This is a genomic window from Bacillus cereus group sp. N6, assembly GCF_016483705.1.
Lineage (GTDB): Bacteria > Bacillota > Bacilli > Bacillales > Bacillaceae_G > Bacillus_A > Bacillus_A wiedmannii.
The window spans coordinates 49,530-68,750 of sequence record NZ_JAEHBI010000023.1 but is presented as its reverse complement, the minus strand read 5'-3'; the positions used below and the strand labels follow the sequence as shown (position 1 = coordinate 68,750).

The window sequence follows — 19,221 nt, the reverse complement described above, 5'->3', positions numbered from 1 at the left end:
ATTCTGTAATGGAGTAGATGTCCCTTCTTTATTTTTGTTTATGAGACATAATTTTCGGTATAATAATATGTGAATAGTAGAAAAGTATTGAAAGGGATGGTATTTACATGAGTACGATTGAGAAATGGACGGCTGTTGATCAATATGTGAGTGATGTATTAATACCGAAAGATTCTACATTAGAAGAAGTACTTCAAGCAAACGCTGCAGCTAATTTACCAGCACATGATGTATCGCCAACGCAAGGGAAGTTTTTGCAACTATTAGTACAAATTCAAGGAGCTCGAAACATTTTGGAAATTGGTACTCTAGGCGGATATAGCACGGTATGGCTTGCAAGGGGATTGCCATCAGGAGGCAGAGTTGTTACATTGGAGGCAAGTGAAAAGCATGCTGAAATTGCACGTAGCAATATTGAGCGTGCCAATTTGAATGATAAAATTGAAGTGCGAACAGGATTAGCTTTAGATTCTTTACAGCAAATCGAAAATGAGAATTATGAACCATTTGATTTTATTTTTATAGACGCCGATAAACAAAATAATCCTACTTATTTTGAATGGGCACTGAAACTATCACGCCCTGGTACTATAATTATTGGTGATAACGTAGTACGTGAAGGAGAAGTTATTGACAATACGAGTAACGATCCTCGCGTACAAGGGATACGTCGCTTCTATGAATTAATAGCTGCAGAGCCACGTGTAAGTGCTACTGCGCTTCAAACTGTCGGAAGTAAAGGATACGATGGGTTTGTGATGGTAGTCGTAAAAGAATGACGGAAGGTGGTAAAAAGATGAAAAAGATGTTTCAAAAATTATAACATGTATCGTGTACAACACAGCTACCTCGTGGACCTCCAACATACTTGGAAATATAAGTTTATATAAAAATTGGAGGTAAGGAATAGATGAGAACTGAAAAAGAAATGTTAGACTTAATTATAAATACAGCAAAAGAGGATGAAAGAATCCGAGCAGTTATCATGAATGGATCACGTGTAAATCCAAATGTGAAAAGAGATTGTTTTCAAGACTATGATATTATGTATGTTGTAAATGATATACAATCTTTTACGTCTAATCATAATTGGATTCATAGATTTGGAGAAATAATGATTGTACAAATGCCAGAAGAAATGTCATTAATTCCAGCGGACGAAGACGGGAATTTTCCGTATTTAATGCAGTTTATGGATGGAAATCGAATTGATTTAACGCTCGTTCCATTTGATTTGATAAATAAGTTTGTTGGACAAGATAGTTTAAGTAAACTGCTTCTTGATAAAGATAATTGTATTGTTGAATTTCCACCAGCAAGCGATAAAGATTACTTAATAAAAAAGCCTACAGAAAAAGAGTTTTTAGATTGCTGTAATGAATTTTGGTGGTGTAGTACGAATGTGGCAAAAGGACTATGGAGAGAAGAACTTTCTTATGCGAAAGGGATGCTTGATGATCCAGTACGAGATATGTTCATCGTAATGCTAGAATGGCATATTGGTATGAAAACAGACTTTACAGGTAATGCAGGAAAGTTTGGGAAGCATTTCGAGCAATATATTGAAAAAGATATGTGGGAGCAATTTAAAAGAACTTTTTCTAATGCAGAATATGAAAACATATGGGAGTCATTCTTTGTCATGGGTAATTTATTTAGGGAAGTAGCGAATGAAATTGCTAACACATATGGGTATCAATACCCGCAAGGTGATGATGACAGAGTGACGAGCTATTTAAAACATGTAAAAGCTTTGCCGAAAGATAGTGCATCGATTTATTAATTGTATAAAGCAGTAAGACTGTCCTAATTATGGACAGTCTTATTTTTGTTCATGAATAATAATTTCTCTAACAAAGTGCAGATGAATCACATATGAAATTTTAGGGAGGTTTTTATCATGTATTATTTTTATTCGTCAGAAATGTTTGCCCCATATGAATGGGGACTAGAACGAGATGTTTCGTACGCCTATATGCCATATCACTCATTTTATTATGGAGACTATATGAGCTCATTGCCATACACATATATCCCTCAAAAATATACAGTACAAATGAAAGCATATGAGCGTGGATCGTGGACACCATTTTCGTGGGTCGAAAAATATGCGTACGCATTTTCAGGGCCGTACAATAAAGCGGAAGTCGCTCTTACATTTGATGATGGACCAGATTTAGAATTTACGCCGGAAATTTTAGATAAGTTAAAACAACATAATGTGAAGGCGACTTTCTTCTTGCTTGGTGAAAATGCAGAAAAGTTTCCGAATGTAGTAAAACGTATTGCGAATGAAGGGCATGTAATTGGCAATCATACGTATAGCCATCCAAATTTAGCGAAAGTAAATGATGCTGAGTACCGTAATCAAATTATGAAAACCGAAGAAATATTAAATCGTTTAGCTGGTTATGCACCGAAATTTATTCGTCCGCCATACGGTGAAATACTTGAAAATCAATTGAAGTGGGCAACAGAGCAAAATTTTATGATTGTACAATGGAGTGTTGATACGGTTGATTGGAAAGGAGTAAGCGCTGATACGATTACAAATAATGTGTTAGGGAATTCATTTCCTGGCAGTGTCATACTCCAGCATTCGACTCCAGGTGGGCATTTGCAAGGATCTGTAGAGGCACTAGACAAAATTATTCCGCAGTTAAAAACGAAAGGGGCACGCTTTGTAACGCTGCCAAGTATGTTCCAAACATCGAAAGAGAGAAAATAAACTGGAATTTAAATCGGTCGGGTATTGTCAATCATCCACTATAAAGAATAGGACTCCCAAGTACTTTAAAATGGGAGTCCTATTTTATTTATAAACTATGATTTTCTAGTAAGTCTTTTCCTTTTTCTATAACAAATTCATAGTATGCAAGATCATATGGATAAATATCTTCAAATGTTATTGTTATCGGTTTATTTCTTAAAACAGAAATAGCCGTAAAAGATGAAATCTCTCTTTTTAATAGTTGTAGAAAAGAAGTTGCATGTACTTTCATCACATCGTCTACTTCTTCACCTGGTGCAAATGAAAGTGTATTGATGACATTGTGAAAATACATATGACAAAATTCACGATCAGTAAGATTTGAAATTTCATAATCTATTTTAAAGATACCTTTGTATGCTAAATCGGTAGTTTGAAAGAAAAGTCCTAGTTCTTCTTCAATTTCACGAAGACCGCCAATTTGTACATCTTCATCATGCATAATATGTCCAGCTGAAGTAATATCCCATATACTCGGAGCTTCTTTTTTATTTTTAGAGCGTAATTGAAAATATAAAAACATATCTTCAGCATCTTTTTCTACAAACCAACAATGAAATGTTTCATGCCAATCACCGTCACGATGCACTTCATCACGTAATTTCTTCCCAAGTATATTTCTTTCAGTATCAAATATTGTTAACCACTCTGTCATTTAAATTCCCCTTTCTGCAAATTTTATTATACAATATTTGTATTGAATTTTGGGAAAATAAAGAAAAAGGGTGAGTATAAGTGGGGATAGAGAATAAGGAAATAAAATCGATTATTTCAACAGAGGAAGAGTTACGAAAAATATTGGGGCGACCAAGTGAGCGAGCTTTGAAAAAAGTTATTTCATCATTAGACCATCATTGCATAGATTTTCTGTCTAAATCTCCTTTTCTAGTATTATCTACTGCAAATAAATTAGGAGAGTGTGATGCTTCGCCGAGAGGAGACGCACCTGGATTTGTATACGTATTAAATAATAATAAAATTATTATTCCAGAAAGACCAGGCAACCGTCGTATAGACTCCATTTTGAATATTATTTCAAATCCGCACGTAGGGTTACTCTTTTTGATCCCTGGTCTTGGGGAGACACTCCGAATAAACGGCCGAGCATTCATTACAAACGATGAAGAAATTTTGCAAGAAATGCAGGCAAATGGACGCAATCCGTTACTTGGAATTGTTGTTGAAATAGAGGAATGCTATATTCATTGCGCAAAAGCTTTTATTCGTTCTAAGATGTGGGATTCAGAATTTTGGTTAAATAAAAAAGAATTACCTTCAGCAGCAAAAATGTTGCTGGAGCATGCGAAAGTGAATGCTTCAGAAGAAGATGTTGCACGTTCTTTAGAAGAAAGTTATACGAAAAGATTGTATTAAAAAACTTTATTAATATATCTTTGTAAGGTGAATATCTACGTATTTTAGAATGGGATATTTATATATGAACTGTTGATTTACAAAATGGAGAAATAGCAAAATAGGTAAATCGAGCGGCAATTGTAAAATGTTATTGTGAAATATAATAAAAAATGATATTGAAAATAGTTAGTAAAAATAGGCTTGCTTTTTAAAAAGTTGATAACTATAATAAGTTAACAAATAGACATGAACGAAAAGTAATGATAAGGACATGAAATCATTTTTACGGTTTACAGAGAGGGAAGCCAAGGGTGTGAGCTTCCTAACACGAGAAATGGTTTTACCACCTTTGAACTTCAATGGTGAACGAGTAATCTAGTAATTATTGACGGAATCAGCCGTTATCTGAACTTGAGCAATCTAGAAGGAAATAAGTCTGGATTGGAACAAGGGTGGAACCACGAAAACACATTCGTCCCTTTCCTAGGGATGAGTGTGTTTTTTTATTGAATTAGGGATTGAAAATTAAAAATAATTAAAAAATAGTATTGATTTTGTTGTTTATACGAGTATAATGAGTTAACAAATAAACATGAACGAAAAAGTAACGATAAGGACACGGAATCATTTTTACGGTTTACAGAGAGGGAAGCCAAGGGTGTGAGCTTCCTAACACGAGAAATGATTTTACCACCTTTGAACTTCAATAGTGAACGAGTAATCTAGTAATTATTGACGGAATCAGCCGTTATCTGAACTTGAGCAATCTAGAAGGAGTTAAGTCTGGATTGGAACAAGGGTGGAACCACGAAAACACATTCGTCCCTTTCCTAGGGATGAGTGTGTTTTTTTACTTTGAAAGGAGGTGCAGTAAAATGAAACGATTTGTACGTACGGAAATAACCACCACCTGCATGATTAAAAAGCAGAGCAAGGTGATTGATAGAGATAAAAAATAAAATTGTAGGAGGAGATTAGAAAATGAATAACGTTATTAATGTTGGGGTGTTAGGCTTAGGTACGGTCGGAAGTGGTGTTGTCCATATTTTGAAAGAACATTATAAAAAAATTAAACTTGATACAGGGTATGAAGTGAAGGTAAAGACAGTCGTTGTACGTGACTTAGAAAAAGAACGTGATGTTTGCATTGATGGAATCGTAGTAACAAGTCATGTCGATGAAGTTCTAAATGATCCAAATATTGATATTGTAGTAGAGGTAATGGGCGGAATTGAAGAAGCAAAGCAACATATTGTTAAGGCTTTACGAAATAAAAAACATGTCGTAACAGCAAATAAAGATTTAATGGCTGTATACGGTGCAGAGCTTCTCCAAGTGGCGAACGATAATGATTGTGATTTATGTTATGAAGCAAGTGTAGCGGGCGGTATTCCGGTGTTAAGAGGATTAACAGACGGATTAGCTTCAGATCAAATTGAAAAAATAATGGGAATTGTAAATGGAACAACAAATTACATGTTAACAAAGATGAGTCAAAATGGATGGTCGTATGAAGAGGCTTTACAGGAAGCACAAAAATTAGGTTTCGCAGAATCGGATCCAACAGCGGATGTAGATGGGTTAGATGCGGCGAGAAAGGTAGCCATTCTTGCAAACTTAGGTTTTTCGATGAATGTTTCTTTAGATGATGTGCAAGTAAGAGGGATTCGAAAGGTCGAAAAAGAAGATTTACAAATGGCTGAAAAGTTAGGATTTACTATGAAATTAATTGGTAAAGCAGAGAAACAAGGGTCAGCCATTCATTTAAGTGTAGAACCGACGCTTTTACCAAGTCATCATCCATTATCGAATGTAAATAATGAATTTAATGCAGTATATGTTCATGGTCAAGCAGTAGGAGAAGTAATGTTTTACGGACCTGGAGCTGGGAAGTTACCAACTGGTTCTGCTGTAGTAAGTGATATTATTTCAATCGTTAAAAGTATGAATCAAGTTCCGAAAAATAAAAGTGCGTTAAAAGAACCAGAACCGTATGAATTACAAGGAGATGAAGAAGTCGTTTCGAAATATTTCTTACGTATTTCATTACGAGATGAACCTGGGATGTTGCAAAAAATAACAGAATGTTTCGTCAATTGTTCTGTAAGTTTAAAAGAAGTTATTCAATTACCTTTAAATCGTGAACTTGCAGAAGTCGTTGTTGTGACACATCAAACTTCAAAGTATCAATTCGAACGAGTACTAGGAGCGATAGAAGATGTCGCAAGTGAAATAAACAGTTATTACATTATTGAGGAGGAAAAACAATATGTATAAAGGATTATTAAAACAGTATGCTTCTTATTTACCGGTGAATGAAAATACACCTGATGTGAGCTTAATGGAAGGAAATACACCGCTTATTCCGTTATTAAATATATCAAAACAATTAGGAATTCAGTTATACGGTAAGTATGAAGGAGCGAATCCGACAGGTTCTTTTAAAGATCGTGGTATGGTAATGGCTGTTGCGAAGGCGAAAGAAGAAGGTTCGGAGGCAATTATTTGTGCATCAACAGGTAATACTTCGGCATCGGCCGCAGCATACGCGGCACGCCTTGGAATGAAATGTATAATCGTAATCCCTGAAGGAAAGATTGCACATGGAAAATTAGCGCAAGCAGTCGCCTATGGAGCTGAAATCATTTCAATAGAAGGAAATTTTGATGATGCACTTAAGGCTGTAAGAAATATTGCTGCTGAAGAGCCGATTACATTAGTAAACTCAGTGAATCCTTATCGAATTGAAGGGCAAAAAACAGCAGCGTTTGAAATTTGTGATCAGTTACAAAGTGCACCAGATGTTTTAGCGATTCCTGTTGGAAATGCTGGAAATATTACAGCGTACTGGAAAGGTTTCTGTGAATATGAGAAAGAAAAAGGCTATAAGAAGCCAAGAATTCACGGGTTTGAAGCGGAAGGAGCAGCTGCTATTGTAAAAGGACATGTCATTGAAGAACCTGAAACAATTGCAACAGCGATTCGCATCGGTAACCCAGCAAGTTGGTCATATGCAGTAGAGGCTGCTGAACAGTCTCATGGTGAAATAGATATGGTATCAGATGAAGAAATTTTACATGCGTATAGATTATTAGCAAAAACGGAAGGGGTTTTCGCTGAGCCAGGATCAAATGCTTCATTAGCCGGCGTTATTAAACATGTTCAATCGGGAAAAATCAAAAAAGGAGAGACAGTTGTTGCAGTTTTAACTGGAAATGGGTTGAAAGATCCTGATATCGCAATCTCTTCTAATACATTAGATATTGCAAGTGTTTCAAATAATATAGAACAAATTAAAGAGCATATAAAAGGGGTGATTATGTCGTGATACCATTAAGTATTCGTGTTCCTGCTAGTACAGCGAATGTTGGACCTGGATTTGATTCAGTAGGAATAGCTTTGTCATTATATTTAGATGTAGTGGTAAAAGAAAAAGCTGATAAATGGCAAGTAATCCATTCCTTTGAAGAGTCAATTCCGACAGACGATAAAAATTTAATCGTTAGCACGGCATGTAAAGTGAGTCCTTCTTTATTACCCCATATAATAGAGGTTACTAGTAATATCCCACTAACAAGAGGTCTAGGAAGTAGTGCATCAGCCATTGTAGCAGGGATAGAGCTTGCGAATCAACTTGGCAATTTGAACTTAACAACTGATCAAAAAGTTCAAATTGCTACAAATTTTGAAGGACATCCAGATAATGTTGCTGCTTCTATATTAGGAGGAACTGTAATCGGAGCACTTGATGGAAAGAATGTTTCGGTTGTAAGAATTGAAAGTAAGGAATTAGGTGTAATTTCTCTTATTCCAAATGAAGAGTTAAATACAGATGAAAGCCGATCTGTATTACCAGATGTGTTTCCATTTCATGAAGCAGTTAAGGCTAGTGCAATCAGCAACGTATTAGTAGCTGCATTTTGTCAAAAGAAGTGGGAAGTTGTAGGTGAAATGATGGAAAGAGATCATTTTCACGAGCCGTATCGTTTAGAACTCGTCCCGTTATTACCATCTATTCGTAAATGTGCAAAAGAATTTGGAGCATACGGCACAGCGCTTAGCGGTGCAGGCCCATCCATTTTTATATTGACACCATATGATAAACGTCAAGAAATTGCTGAGCAATTAGCGAGAGTATTTACGTCTATGAAAGTGTGTGAGCTAGAAATCGATCATAGAGGAATTACTGTAAATAAAGAAGAACATATAGGGCTAAAAAAAAGCTAGCATTGCTAGCTTTTTTTGTTGTAAATATCTTTTCAGTGGGCATATAAAAGAAAAGTAATAATGTATAATTTAGTAAAGCGTGTATTCATTTGGAGGTGATCGTATGAAGAAAGAGTCACCAGAAGAAAAAAGAGAATGTATAAGGCAAAGTGAATTGAAAAATAATCCTACCGGTTCTTTAAAGGATGGATTAAACAGAGCTGAATCCGGTAGTCCAGTTGATATGACAGGTGGTATGAATTGGAAAGGTACAGCGCTAGTAATTTTAGTGCTAGTTTTAGGCTATATTATATACACTTATTTTTTTAGTTAAAAAATGCACATTAAAGTTATGAATTATTTGCTTTTATAAGTAGTGAGGATGAAAAAACACGGTTATTGTATTACATATATTTTAAGAAGGTTAAAGTTATCCATAAAAATTTATTTATAATACTCAAAATAGAGCTAGCGTTATGCTGGTTCTATTTTTTTGCCACATTCCTGTAACAAAGCCCCTGTATATTCAGTGGTGGAGGTGCAGAAGATGAAAAAAATGATAGCAATATGTCTTCTTACAACGATGTCATTTTCGACTTTAGTCGGGTGTGATGTAAAAGGTAACAAGGCTGTACAAGAGTCTAAAGTAAAGAAAGCGACGTATAAAGAGTTTACTTACGATGTAAATCCAGAGACTTTCATGTTAACTGTAGAACATGATGGTGTAAAGGAACAGGCGTCACAGCCTTTACCGAAAATGAAGGTGTCGAATGTGAAAAAAGATAAGGGGCGCACATCATGGGAATACCCAGATCAAAAAGTAATAGTGAATGTAGAAAAGAAAAAAGATCACCTAAATATTGAAGTGGAATCAATTGGTGCAGAAAGCTTCACATGGCCGAAAGTACAAGCTGAAAACTATACACTTCCGTTATGGGAAGGTAAGCAAATTCCGAGTAATGATGAAAATTGGAAGAAGTTTTTAAAGGATGATGCATATTCATTTGCTGAATCATTTTCTATGAAGTTTTTTGCGTTAAATGGTTCGAAATATTCCATTGTATATATTGCGAACAATATGTTTAATAATGAATTGAAATTTCATTCGGATCCGAAAATAGGATTTGATTTTATACATGAATTCCCGAATATAAATAAAAATAAAACATATGGATTTCAATTATATGTGACCAATAATGATGCAGTCAGTATTGCTAAACTGTATAAGGATAATATTACTGGAAAAGGTGAATTTAAAACATTACAAGAAAAGGCTAGAAAAAATAAAGAGATTGAAAAACTTTATGGTGCGGCTCATTTTTATTTTTGGAATCAAAATGGTTTGTCTGACAGTAACGTAAATTGGCCGAAGATAAGAGAACAAATAAATAGTCCTGTGTTTAGCCATATAAAAGAGCTTATTCAAAAGAATAGTTCGGAGCCTGGAGAATTGAATGTATTTGAGCAAGTAAGTAAACAAGATTTCATTGATCAGTACCAAAAAAATGTTATTTTGCGTTATGTAAATGAAGTATTATCAATGAAGGAATTGTATAAAGAGGATATTTTCCCAAAAGTTGATCAGAAGGCTAGTGAGTTATTAAACAAAGGCGTGGATCAGTTATCGAAGATGGAGTTATATAACTTAAATAAGCATGTATTAAAGTCGGTGCTCGGTGATGCGATTGAAGAAGTAAGTAAATGGGGTAAGGCAGATGGAACGGATATTATAAAGGAAATGAAAGCAGCAGGAATAGACAATGCGTGGATTGGGTTACCGAACTGGGAACAAGGGTATATGCAGCCTGATTTCGTGACAGAAGCTAAGAAAATGGGATATTTAGTTGGTCCGTATGATTCTTATCATTCTATTCACGAAAAGGCTGATAAAAATTGGAATACAGCTTCTTTTCATGATCCATCGTTATATGAAGAGGCAACTGTGACGAAGAAAAATGGAGAAAAAGTGCAAGGTTTTTTAGGTAGAGGGCGAAAGTTAAATCCAACTTTATCTCTTCCTAGTGTAAAAGAGCGAATGAACGATATATTACAAAATGGACCTAAATATAATTCATGGTTTATTGATTGTGATGCGACAGGTGAAATTTATGATGACTATTCGGCCAAACATATAACAACACAAGAACAAGATTTGAAAGCAAGGTTGCAACGCATGGATTATATTGCACAAGAAAAAGGTATGGTAGTTGGTTCAGAAGGTGGAAATGACTTTGCAAGTAGCACGATTGCATTTGCTCACGGTATTGAAACACCGGTTATTAAATGGGACGATGAAGATATGAGGAAAAATAAAATAAGTCCGTATTATGTGGGCGGATATTGGTCACCGAATCAAAATGTTCCAGAAAAATATGCAAAACAAGTACCGTTGAAAGAAGAATATAAACAAGTTTATTTAAATCCAGTATATTCGGTACCGTTATATAAATTAGTATACAACGATTCTGTAATTACAACGCATCACTGGGAATGGGGAAGTTTGAAAGTAAAAGATGAGGTAGGAAACCGTATGTTATATGAGTTATTGTATAATGTTCCTCCGTTATACCATTTAGATGAAGTAGAGTGGAATAAGCATAAACAAGAAATTACGCAGCATCTGAAAGTTTGGAATGAAGTTCATGAAAAGGCAGTAAAAGAAGAAATGACGAACTTTGCATATTTGTCAGAAGATAAATTAGTCCAATCTGCTTCATATGGAAAAGATATTAAAGTTATTGTGAATTTCTCAAATGAAGAGGTAGAAATAGATAAGGCGAAACTAAAAGCAAAATCCGCTGTTATTTATAATCATGGGAAGAAAACAATGTATACACCGCTTGAGGGATAATATGAAATGTATTGTTGCATTACTAATTTTTCAGGTGAAAATTGAAGGGTTCGAAACGAATAAATTTATAAATCTGTAATTTCGGATGTTACGAAGCGTTAAATTTTTGAAGTTGAAAAATAGTGACTTGCCAAAAATAAGCACGAGAGTATAATGTGAAATGGAATACATATTGGATTCACCATGTAACCTTACAAAAATGTAAGGTGTTTGAAAGGAAATTCAATATGAAGATTGCTAGACATACATTATACTAGGGAAAGAGAAAGAGAGGCGAATGAAGATGAGCTCTGAATTAGAACAAAATACGAGAAGCAATAAAAAACGTTCTAAAAGAAAGTCAATAAAATGGTTCATTTTAATTCCATTTTTCCTACTTATTTTTGGAGGAGTAGGATATGGATCATTAATATATAATAAAGCAAAAGCTGTTGTAAGTGATGCGTATGCACAAATTGATAAATCATCAAAACGTGATAAAGAAGTTGAGCCTTTAAAGGATAACATCTCTATTTTAATTATGGGTGTAGATGGTAGTGAAATGCGAAAAAGTCAATACGGAGAAGCAGTTCGAACAGATGCACTTTTATTAGCAACAATTAATAAAGATGATAAATCAGTAAAATTAGTAAGTATTCCGCGTGATTCACGTGTATATATTCCATCTAGAAAGAAATTAGATAAAATTACACACGCACACGTATTTGGTGGTGTTGAAAGTACACGAGATACAGTGGAAAGATTTTTAAATGTTCCTGTTGATTATTATGTGAAGTTTAACTTTGAATCATTCGTACAAATTGTCGATTCACTTGGTGGTATTGATATTGATGTACCTGTTACTTTCACAGAGCAAGATAGTAAAGACCAAGCAGGTATGATTCATTTAGAAAAAGGCTTCCAACATTTAAATGGAGAACAAGCACTTGCACTTGCAAGAACGCGTAAAATTGATAGTGACGCAATGCGTGGCCAAAGACAACAACTTGTAATAGAAGCAATTGCAAAAAAAGCAATGTCTGTCCAATCTATTAGCAAAATGGGCTCTTTACTTGATGCGGTTGATAAAAATATGAAAACGAACTTAACTTTCGATGATATGATTGCCATTACAAAAAATATGGCAGGATCTAATTTGGAAATGGAAAAAATGCAAATAGAAGGTACGGATAAACGTATCGGAGGTATTTATTATTACATTCCAAATGAAAAAAATGTGAAAGATATTTCGAAAAAATTAAATGATCATCTAGGTGTAACACCAAAACCAGTTCGAAATGAATAATAAAAAAAGATTGGCCTTTGCCAATCTTTTTTTATCGAGATGGATTTGTAACTTTTCTGTAACGATTTTTTATTTTAGAAAAATTATACTCATATGTATGAGAATATTGGAGAAGTAGAAAGTAAAGAGAAATAATGAAAATCTGTAATAAGGAAAGATATCATATGCAGAAATGGATAGGCATTATGGGAATCATTTTTATGTTGACTGGATGTAAAATGTCTGAAGCTCCAACAAGTTTAATGGGGGCTCCTGCCAATGAAAAATGGATTAATGAACTAAAAGAGCAAATAGATAAAGATTTGCCTGTAAATTATCGATTGCTTACTCCAATGTCTAATAAAGATAAACAGATGATTTGGTCAATGGATTTTAAACAAGATAATAAGAAAGAAGCCATCTTATTTTATAAATTGCCGAATGAAGATCATAGCGTATATTTAGCTGTATATGAAGAAGTCGGAAATGGCTGGAAAGTAAAATCCACGCAAAAATTTGATGGTGGAGATGTAGATATCGTTGAAGTCGGTGATTTTACAGGGAACGGGAAGCGAGAGTTATTAATCGGAATTTCTGTAAGTCGTGAATCGTTAGAACATGTTATGTATGTTTTTTCAGAAGAAAATGAAGATATGAAGGGAATATATAATCGAAGTTATACGAAGTTATTCATAGAGGATCTAAATAAAAATGGATTGAAAGATATAAGCCTTGTTACGTATGAAAAAGATGAGAAATTGACAGTTGAGTTCATGGAACAATTTAAGACTTTATCTGAAGCGTCATTCGATCCATTTATAAATAGCATCCAAAGAATACAAATGGGCCGCATTTCTAAATCACTAAAGGCGGTTGTAATTGACGCAGGTGTTGGCGCTCATTCAGGGATAACATATGTAGCAAAATTTGATAAGGGTCATTATGAGCCACTACCTATAGATGGAAAAGAAGATTTATTCAATGATTATGTAGTTGAAAGCAAAGATATAAATGAAGACGGCATTATTGAATTTGTTCGTACAGTGCGTCCAAAAGGTTGGGAAGAGGTAGCGTACGGAGAGAGTACGATGTTTGAACGTTATATTCAGTGGAGTGAAGATGGAATTAAACCGATAGAAGAAAGATATGTAAATATAGAGAAAGGTTATTTTGTGAAAATCCCGCAAGCGTTAATTGGGAAAATAACTGTTCCAGTTCAGCGAGAAGTATCAGATGTTCAAAAATTTATAGATACTACGACAAATGAACTATGGCTTGAAGTCCATATATTTAAGCGGAAAGAATGGTTCAAAATAAAAGGATACGAGGCAGCAGTAAAAACGGCCTCTCACGTATACGCCGTACCGAAACAACCACATTTTGAAAAAGTGAAAGCATATGTAAAGCCGCTAGCGGATTATCAACAAGAGTAGGGAGGTGGGAAGTATGCCAACAATTTTAGTTTTAGAAGATGAAATGCCTATTCGTAGTTTTATCGTATTAAATTTGAAACGTGCTGGATTTTATGTATTAGAAGCTAGTACTGGAGAAGAGGCGTTACAGATATTATGTGAACATACTGTTGATGTAGCATTGCTTGATGTAATGTTACCAGGAATTGATGGTTTTCAAGTTTGTAAAGCGATTCGGGAAGAAAATAAAACAATCGGTATTATTATGTTAACCGCACGTGTGCAAGATGAAGATAAGGTACAAGGATTAGGAATTGGTGCAGATGATTATATCGCAAAGCCGTTTAGTCCAGTGGAATTAACTGCACGTATACAATCGTTATTAAGAAGAATAGAAGTACATGATGAAAAAGCGAATACGATCACATCTGGCCCGTTTTTGTTAAATATTATAGAAGAAAGATTATATAAAAGTGGACAATTAGTCGATCTAACCCCTACAGAGTATATGATATTACAGTATTTAATGAATCAGGCTGCAAAGCCGGTTTCGCGTGATGAAATTTTAAATATGATTTGGGGAACGAATTATGTAGGTGAGACGAAAGTAGTAGATGTAAATATGAGACGGTTACGTCAAAAAATAGAATGTAATCCATCAGAACCTGAATTTATTCTTACTGTGTGGGGAAAAGGATATGTGTGGAAGGAAAGTATGAGATGAAAAGAAAAGTGACTTTATATTTTATGACGGTCATTATACTTATGCTTGTATTATTTGAAGTCGTATTTTCAGTCTCCATTTATCGTTATTATTATAATGGTATTGTGCAATATATAGAATCTCATGCGAAGACAAGTACACGATTTTTCTCTGAATACAATTCACTATACTTTATTCGGTTGCAAGAATACAGCGGTGATATAATTGAGAGCTTTCAGTTAGAAGGAACAGAATTACAATTAATTGATCGACATGGTACGATTATACAGTCATCAAGTGGACGAAAGGTAGAAGGTAAAATAGTTATTCCGTATACGTTACTAGAAGGAGAAATGTATCATCAAGTGACTACTACGAAAGACAATGTGAAACAATTAGAAGTGATTAGTCCGCTTATTCATCAAGGACAAACGATTGGTGTTTTGAAATATACGACTATTTTAACGAATGTAAATGCCAAGATTATCGAAATCATTGTGTTTACTATTTCTGTAGGCATTGTTATTTCAGGAATTGTCTTCTTAATCAGTAGACGATTAGCGAATTCGTTTGTTAAACCTATCGAATCTATTATTCATGCTTCTTCACAAATCGCAGAAGGTACATTAAAGAAGAAAATTAAAGAGGATTATCCTGGTGAATTAGGTGAGTTGGCACATAGTTTAAATCATATGTCTAATAAAATAGAAAAAGCGGAACAGATGAAAAATGAATTTATTGCTTCGATTTCTCATGAAATACGAACGCCTTTAACTGGAATTAAAGGTTGGAGTGAGACGTTAAAAACGGTAGATCATTTAACGGAAGAAGAGATAAAGCAAGGCATGGGAATTATATCAGGTGAAACAGACCGATTGATTCATTTAGTAGAAGAATTGCTAGATTTTTCAAGATTACAATCAAATCATTTTAATTTATATAAACAAAAGGTGCAATTATACGATATACTAGAGGAGACGATTTGGCAATTAACTCCTAATGCTGAAGAGAAGCAAATGCAATTCATCAAAACTATAGAACGAATTGAATTGATAGGAGATCGAAATAGGCTAAAGCAAGTTTTCTTGAATATTGTTCAAAATGCCATTAAATATTCACATAAAAATGGTAAAGTATATATTGAAGCGACTAAAAATGAAGGACAAGCAGTGATAAAGGTGAAAGACGAAGGGATTGGAATTGCTAAAGAGCATTTACCATATATAGAACAGTCATTTTACCAGATTAATAACCATGCTACAGGTGCCGGTCTTGGTTTAGCTATCGTTAAAAAAATGGTAGAGCTTCATGGAGGTACACTTAGTTTTATAAGTAAAGAAGGAATAGGAACAACTATTTTGATAAAACTCCCATTATAATACATATATAGATCTGTTTATATAGTGTAATAAAATAAATAGATGTATAATTATATTGGGTGATTTATATATAAGATTAATAGGGAGAGGAATTCGATAGAATGGAAAAAGCTTTTAAAATTAAACGAGTAGTAGTCGTTTTAATAGCGATTGCAGCAGTAGCTATTGGGTATTTCATGTTTCAATCCATTACTTCACCAGCAAAGGCTGTTGCAAAACAAGAAAACATAGTACAGCTTGCAAGTGAACAACCGAAAGTAGAAATGAATAAAACGGCACCAAGTCGTTTTAATGGGAAAGAAAGAAAAGTTGCTTATCTTACATTTGATGATGGCCCAGGGAAATATACGGCTGAATTGTTAAATATGTTAAAACAGCATGATGCGAAGGCGACGTTCTTTTTAATTGGAGCGAATGTAAAAGAATTTCCAGATTTAGTGAAACGTGAAAATGCAGAGGGTCATTATGTAGGTATGCATAGTATGACACATAATTTTGCAAAGTTATATAAAAATGGCGAGTATGTAAATGAAATGAAAGAAGATCAAAGCTTAATCGCAAATATTATTGGAAAATCACCTAAATTAACACGTCCGCCATACGGTTCGATGCCTGGATTAAATGAAGGTCTTCGAAACAAAGTGGTAGAGGGCGGTTTTAAAGTATGGGATTGGACAATTGATTCATTAGATTGGAGATATAACAAAGTGCAAGTTGATGCAGCGGCAGCACAAATTGCTCAAAACGTAATAACAAATGCAACAAAACCACAGGAAGTTATTTTAATGCATGACATTCACCCACAATCAGTTGCTGCTGTGCCAGCAATTTTAAAAGGGTTAAAAGAAAAGGGTTATGAGTTTGAAGCTTATCATGAAGAGAGTCACTTCCCAGTGAATTTCTGGCATGATAACCGTATGTAATGGAGGAATGAACGTTGAAGTATGGAAAAGTAGCAGTAGTTGGAGCACTATCAGTAGGACTATTAACAGGTTGTTTCGGTGAAAAACCAGAAGAAAATCTTTATACAGCTTTTGAAACAGCGGCAACACAAGAAAAATCATTAGTTGATGAAGCGAAGAAGTTAGAGAAGTTAGAGAAGGAAGGTCAAGAGCTATATTCTCAAATTTTACAAGAAGGTAAAGATCATAATGACGCTGTTATGAAGAAAATAGAGCAAGCTACTGCAAATGTAGATGACCGTGAAAAAGTATTGAAAAATGAAAAAGAAATGCTAGAAAAAGCTCAGAAAGAAACAAAATCTGTGCAAGGAAATATAGAGAAGCTTGAAGATAAGAAGTTACAAAAACAAGCGAAAGCAGTAGAAGAGTCGTATAAAAACCGTTATGATGCATTCCAAAAGATGAATGAAAATTATACGAAGGCGTTAGCGACTGAAAAAGAACTGTATGAAAAATTAAAAGTAAAAGAAACGAAATTAAAAGAGATTGGTGAAAAAGTTAAAGCTGTTAATGAATCAACTGTGGAAGCACAAAAATCAAAAGAGCAATTTAACAATTTTACAAAAGAGTATAATGACAGTAAATTAGCATTCTACAAAGATGCAGAGATTAAGATTAAAGATCAGAAATAAAGAAGAATCTTAAGCATAATAAAAAGCCGGAGAAACATCGTTACAAATGTTTTTTCGGCTTTTTACGTTAAATGAATAGAAAAGACTGGAATTGATATCATAAAAGAGTTATAGTGAATTGTTCCAAGGGAAACATTGTAAAGTAAGGAGAATGAAATATGTCATATGAATTTTTATTCAAATTAGGTTTAGCACTCTTTTTAGGATTATTCATCGGGATAGATAGGCAGCTAAAGAATAAACCGCTTGGTGTGAAAACAAGTATGGTTATTTCTGTAGCAAGTTGTTTAATTACAATGGTTTCAATTGAATCAGTGAATGTTTATTCTGTACCGGGTCATACAAATATGGATCCAATGCGTCTTGCTGCTCAAATTGTGAGTGGGATTGGTTTTCTTGGGGCAGGTGTTATTTTACGAAGAAGTAATGATGTTATTTCTGGATTAACGACAGCTTCTATGGTGTGGGCTGCTTCAGCTTTAGGTATTGCGATTGGAGCAGGATTTTATGTACAAGCGACGGTTGCTATGATTTTAATTATTTTAGCGATTAACGTACTTCCGCAAATTGTGAAAATTGCAGGCCCTTATTCATTAAGACAAAAGGACTTATCTATAAAAATTACTGTAAAAGAGCATCATGAATTAGATGGTATATTTAAGCAAATTAAAAATTTAGGTATGCATGTGAAACGAGTGAAAATTAAAGATATTGATAATGGAGCATTCCAGCAATTGGAGATGGTTATTTTAGCTCCAGAAGATTTATATACAACTGAGTTATACAGTTCCCTAAAAGAGATTGATCGTGTTGTTTCAGTTGAAGTGGAAAGTAGATAATTGTGATAAAAAGAGTGAAGTGCATTCACTCTTTTTTTATTTGGATTTTTAAGGAAATAAATTGATATAATGATGAATAACAAGGGGGAGAAATGATGGAAATACATATTAGAAGAGCGATAAAAGATGATATACGAGGTATAGCCAAGGTGCATGTTGATAGCTGGAAAACAACATATAAAGGGATATTTGCTGACGAATTTTTAGAAAATATAACATATGAGCAACGAGAAAAACAATGGAAAAATATTTTTCAACAAGAAGATACATACCAATATAGATTTGTAGCAGAGACGTCAGATGAAACAATAATCGGATTCATTGACGGGGGAGTGGAAAGAAGTGGTACATATAATTGTGATGGGGAATTATATGCAATCTACCTTTTACAAGAGTATCAAGGAATGAAAATAGGACAAAAGTTATTTCAAGCTTTATTATCGGAATGTATAAACAATGATATGCAATCACTTTTAGTGTGGGTTGTTACGAATAATCCTTCTAAAAATTTTTATGAAAAATTTAATCCGGAAAAAATTGATACAAAATTTTTAGAGCGAGTACAGGTAGAAGAGACAGCGTATTGTTGGAGAGATATAAATAATATTATTATGTAAACTTTATGTTTGAAAGAGGTATACCAATTAAGGTATACCTCTTTTGTTTAACTATTTTGAAGGGGATTATTAATGAAATAAATAAGTATGTAGTTTGAAAGAGAGAATTTTTCTTGTTTATTATTAATTAGATTAAAGAAAAGAGAGAAAACAAGAAAAATTAAATTAGATAAAAAAATTCTGAAATATACTATTGAATTGAATATCATTATCAATTAGAATCATAGTTG

General features: G+C 34.0%; 18 protein-coding genes and 2 other annotated features. Of the genes, 17 read left to right on the top strand and 1 reads right to left on the bottom strand.

Annotation, left to right across the window (positions count from 1 at the left end; all coding sequences use genetic code 11):
- The first annotated feature begins 107 nt into the window (after positions 1-107).
- The 3 genes from JDS99_RS17080 to JDS99_RS17070 all read left to right on the top strand — a co-directional run bounded on the left by JDS99_RS17080 (position 108) and on the right by JDS99_RS17070 (position 2,728).
- Entirely contained in the window at positions 108-779 is a 672-nt protein-coding gene (locus JDS99_RS17080) for an O-methyltransferase (protein ID WP_098856698.1), read from the top strand.
- A 131-nt stretch (positions 780-910) separates the two neighbouring features.
- Positions 911-1,783, top strand: coding sequence for an aminoglycoside 6-adenylyltransferase (locus JDS99_RS17075; protein ID WP_199695411.1), 873 nt, complete (start codon positions 911-913; stop codon positions 1,781-1,783).
- 117 nt (positions 1,784-1,900) lie between these two features.
- Positions 1,901-2,728: a peptidoglycan-N-acetylglucosamine deacetylase gene (locus JDS99_RS17070; RefSeq protein ID WP_149213433.1), complete on the top strand. Its 828-nt coding sequence runs from the start codon at positions 1,901-1,903 to the stop codon at positions 2,726-2,728.
- An 88-nt stretch (positions 2,729-2,816) separates the two neighbouring features.
- On the opposite strand, the gene JDS99_RS17065 is transcribed toward JDS99_RS17070, so the two are convergent.
- Positions 2,817-3,425 carry an NUDIX hydrolase gene (locus JDS99_RS17065; RefSeq protein WP_149213432.1) on the bottom strand — a complete coding sequence of 203 codons (609 nt, stop codon included), beginning with the start codon at positions 3,423-3,425 and terminating at the stop codon, positions 2,817-2,819.
- Positions 3,426-3,505: 80 nt separating this feature from the next.
- Between JDS99_RS17065 and JDS99_RS17060 the strand changes: the two genes are divergently transcribed.
- From JDS99_RS17060 to JDS99_RS16995, 14 genes are all read left to right on the top strand, one after another.
- A complete protein-coding gene (locus tag JDS99_RS17060) occupies positions 3,506-4,144 on the top strand; it encodes a pyridoxamine 5'-phosphate oxidase family protein (RefSeq protein ID WP_088608616.1) in 639 nt (212 codons plus the stop codon).
- 233 nt (positions 4,145-4,377) lie between these two features.
- Positions 4,378-4,609 (top strand) — a binding site (T-box leader).
- A gap of 115 nt (positions 4,610-4,724) precedes the next feature.
- Positions 4,725-4,956: a binding site (T-box leader), on the top strand.
- 151 nt (positions 4,957-5,107) lie between these two features.
- A complete protein-coding gene (locus JDS99_RS17055; RefSeq protein ID WP_098856702.1) occupies positions 5,108-6,403 on the top strand; it encodes a homoserine dehydrogenase in 1,296 nt (431 codons plus the stop codon).
- On the top strand, positions 6,396-7,454 hold the full coding sequence (gene thrC / locus JDS99_RS17050; RefSeq protein ID WP_000276442.1) for a threonine synthase: 1,059 nt from the start codon (positions 6,396-6,398) through the stop codon (positions 7,452-7,454). The genes JDS99_RS17055 and thrC overlap by 8 nt, the downstream gene beginning before the upstream one ends.
- Positions 7,451-8,353 (top strand): homoserine kinase, encoded by a 903-nt coding sequence (thrB, locus tag JDS99_RS17045; RefSeq protein ID WP_098856703.1) that lies wholly within the window; start codon positions 7,451-7,453, stop codon positions 8,351-8,353. Before thrC ends, thrB begins: the two co-directional genes overlap by 4 nt.
- A gap of 103 nt (positions 8,354-8,456) precedes the next feature.
- Complete coding sequence (locus JDS99_RS17040) at positions 8,457-8,666, top strand: DUF6366 family protein (protein ID WP_199695410.1); 210 nt, start codon at positions 8,457-8,459, stop codon at positions 8,664-8,666.
- Positions 8,667-8,879: 213 nt separating this feature from the next.
- On the top strand, positions 8,880-11,183 hold the full coding sequence (locus tag JDS99_RS17035; protein ID WP_098856705.1) for a glycoside hydrolase: 2,304 nt from the start codon (positions 8,880-8,882) through the stop codon (positions 11,181-11,183).
- 283 nt (positions 11,184-11,466) lie between these two features.
- The gene (locus tag JDS99_RS17030) at positions 11,467-12,468 is read left to right on the top strand and encodes an LCP family protein (protein ID WP_098856706.1); all 1,002 of its coding nucleotides are present in this window, start codon (positions 11,467-11,469) and stop codon (positions 12,466-12,468) included.
- A gap of 164 nt (positions 12,469-12,632) precedes the next feature.
- Entirely contained in the window at positions 12,633-13,880 is a 1,248-nt protein-coding gene (locus JDS99_RS17025) for a hypothetical protein (protein ID WP_098856707.1), read from the top strand.
- 13 nt (positions 13,881-13,893) lie between these two features.
- A complete protein-coding gene (locus JDS99_RS17020; protein ID WP_098856708.1) occupies positions 13,894-14,583 on the top strand; it encodes a response regulator transcription factor in 690 nt (229 codons plus the stop codon).
- Positions 14,580-15,941 (top strand): sensor histidine kinase, encoded by a 1,362-nt coding sequence (locus JDS99_RS17015; protein WP_199695409.1) that lies wholly within the window; start codon positions 14,580-14,582, stop codon positions 15,939-15,941. The genes JDS99_RS17020 and JDS99_RS17015 overlap by 4 nt, the downstream gene beginning before the upstream one ends.
- A 101-nt stretch (positions 15,942-16,042) precedes the next feature.
- On the top strand, positions 16,043-16,864 hold the full coding sequence (locus JDS99_RS17010; protein WP_098856710.1) for a peptidoglycan-N-acetylglucosamine deacetylase: 822 nt from the start codon (positions 16,043-16,045) through the stop codon (positions 16,862-16,864).
- Between the two features lie 14 nt (positions 16,865-16,878).
- A complete protein-coding gene (locus tag JDS99_RS17005; RefSeq protein WP_199695408.1) occupies positions 16,879-17,535 on the top strand; it encodes a YkyA family protein in 657 nt (218 codons plus the stop codon).
- 158 nt (positions 17,536-17,693) lie between these two features.
- A complete protein-coding gene (locus JDS99_RS17000) occupies positions 17,694-18,374 on the top strand; it encodes an MgtC/SapB family protein (protein WP_097889407.1) in 681 nt (226 codons plus the stop codon).
- A 95-nt stretch (positions 18,375-18,469) separates the two neighbouring features.
- The gene (locus JDS99_RS16995) at positions 18,470-18,991 is read left to right on the top strand and encodes a GNAT family N-acetyltransferase (protein WP_098856712.1); all 522 of its coding nucleotides are present in this window, start codon (positions 18,470-18,472) and stop codon (positions 18,989-18,991) included.
- Positions 18,992-19,221: the final 230 nt, after the last annotated feature.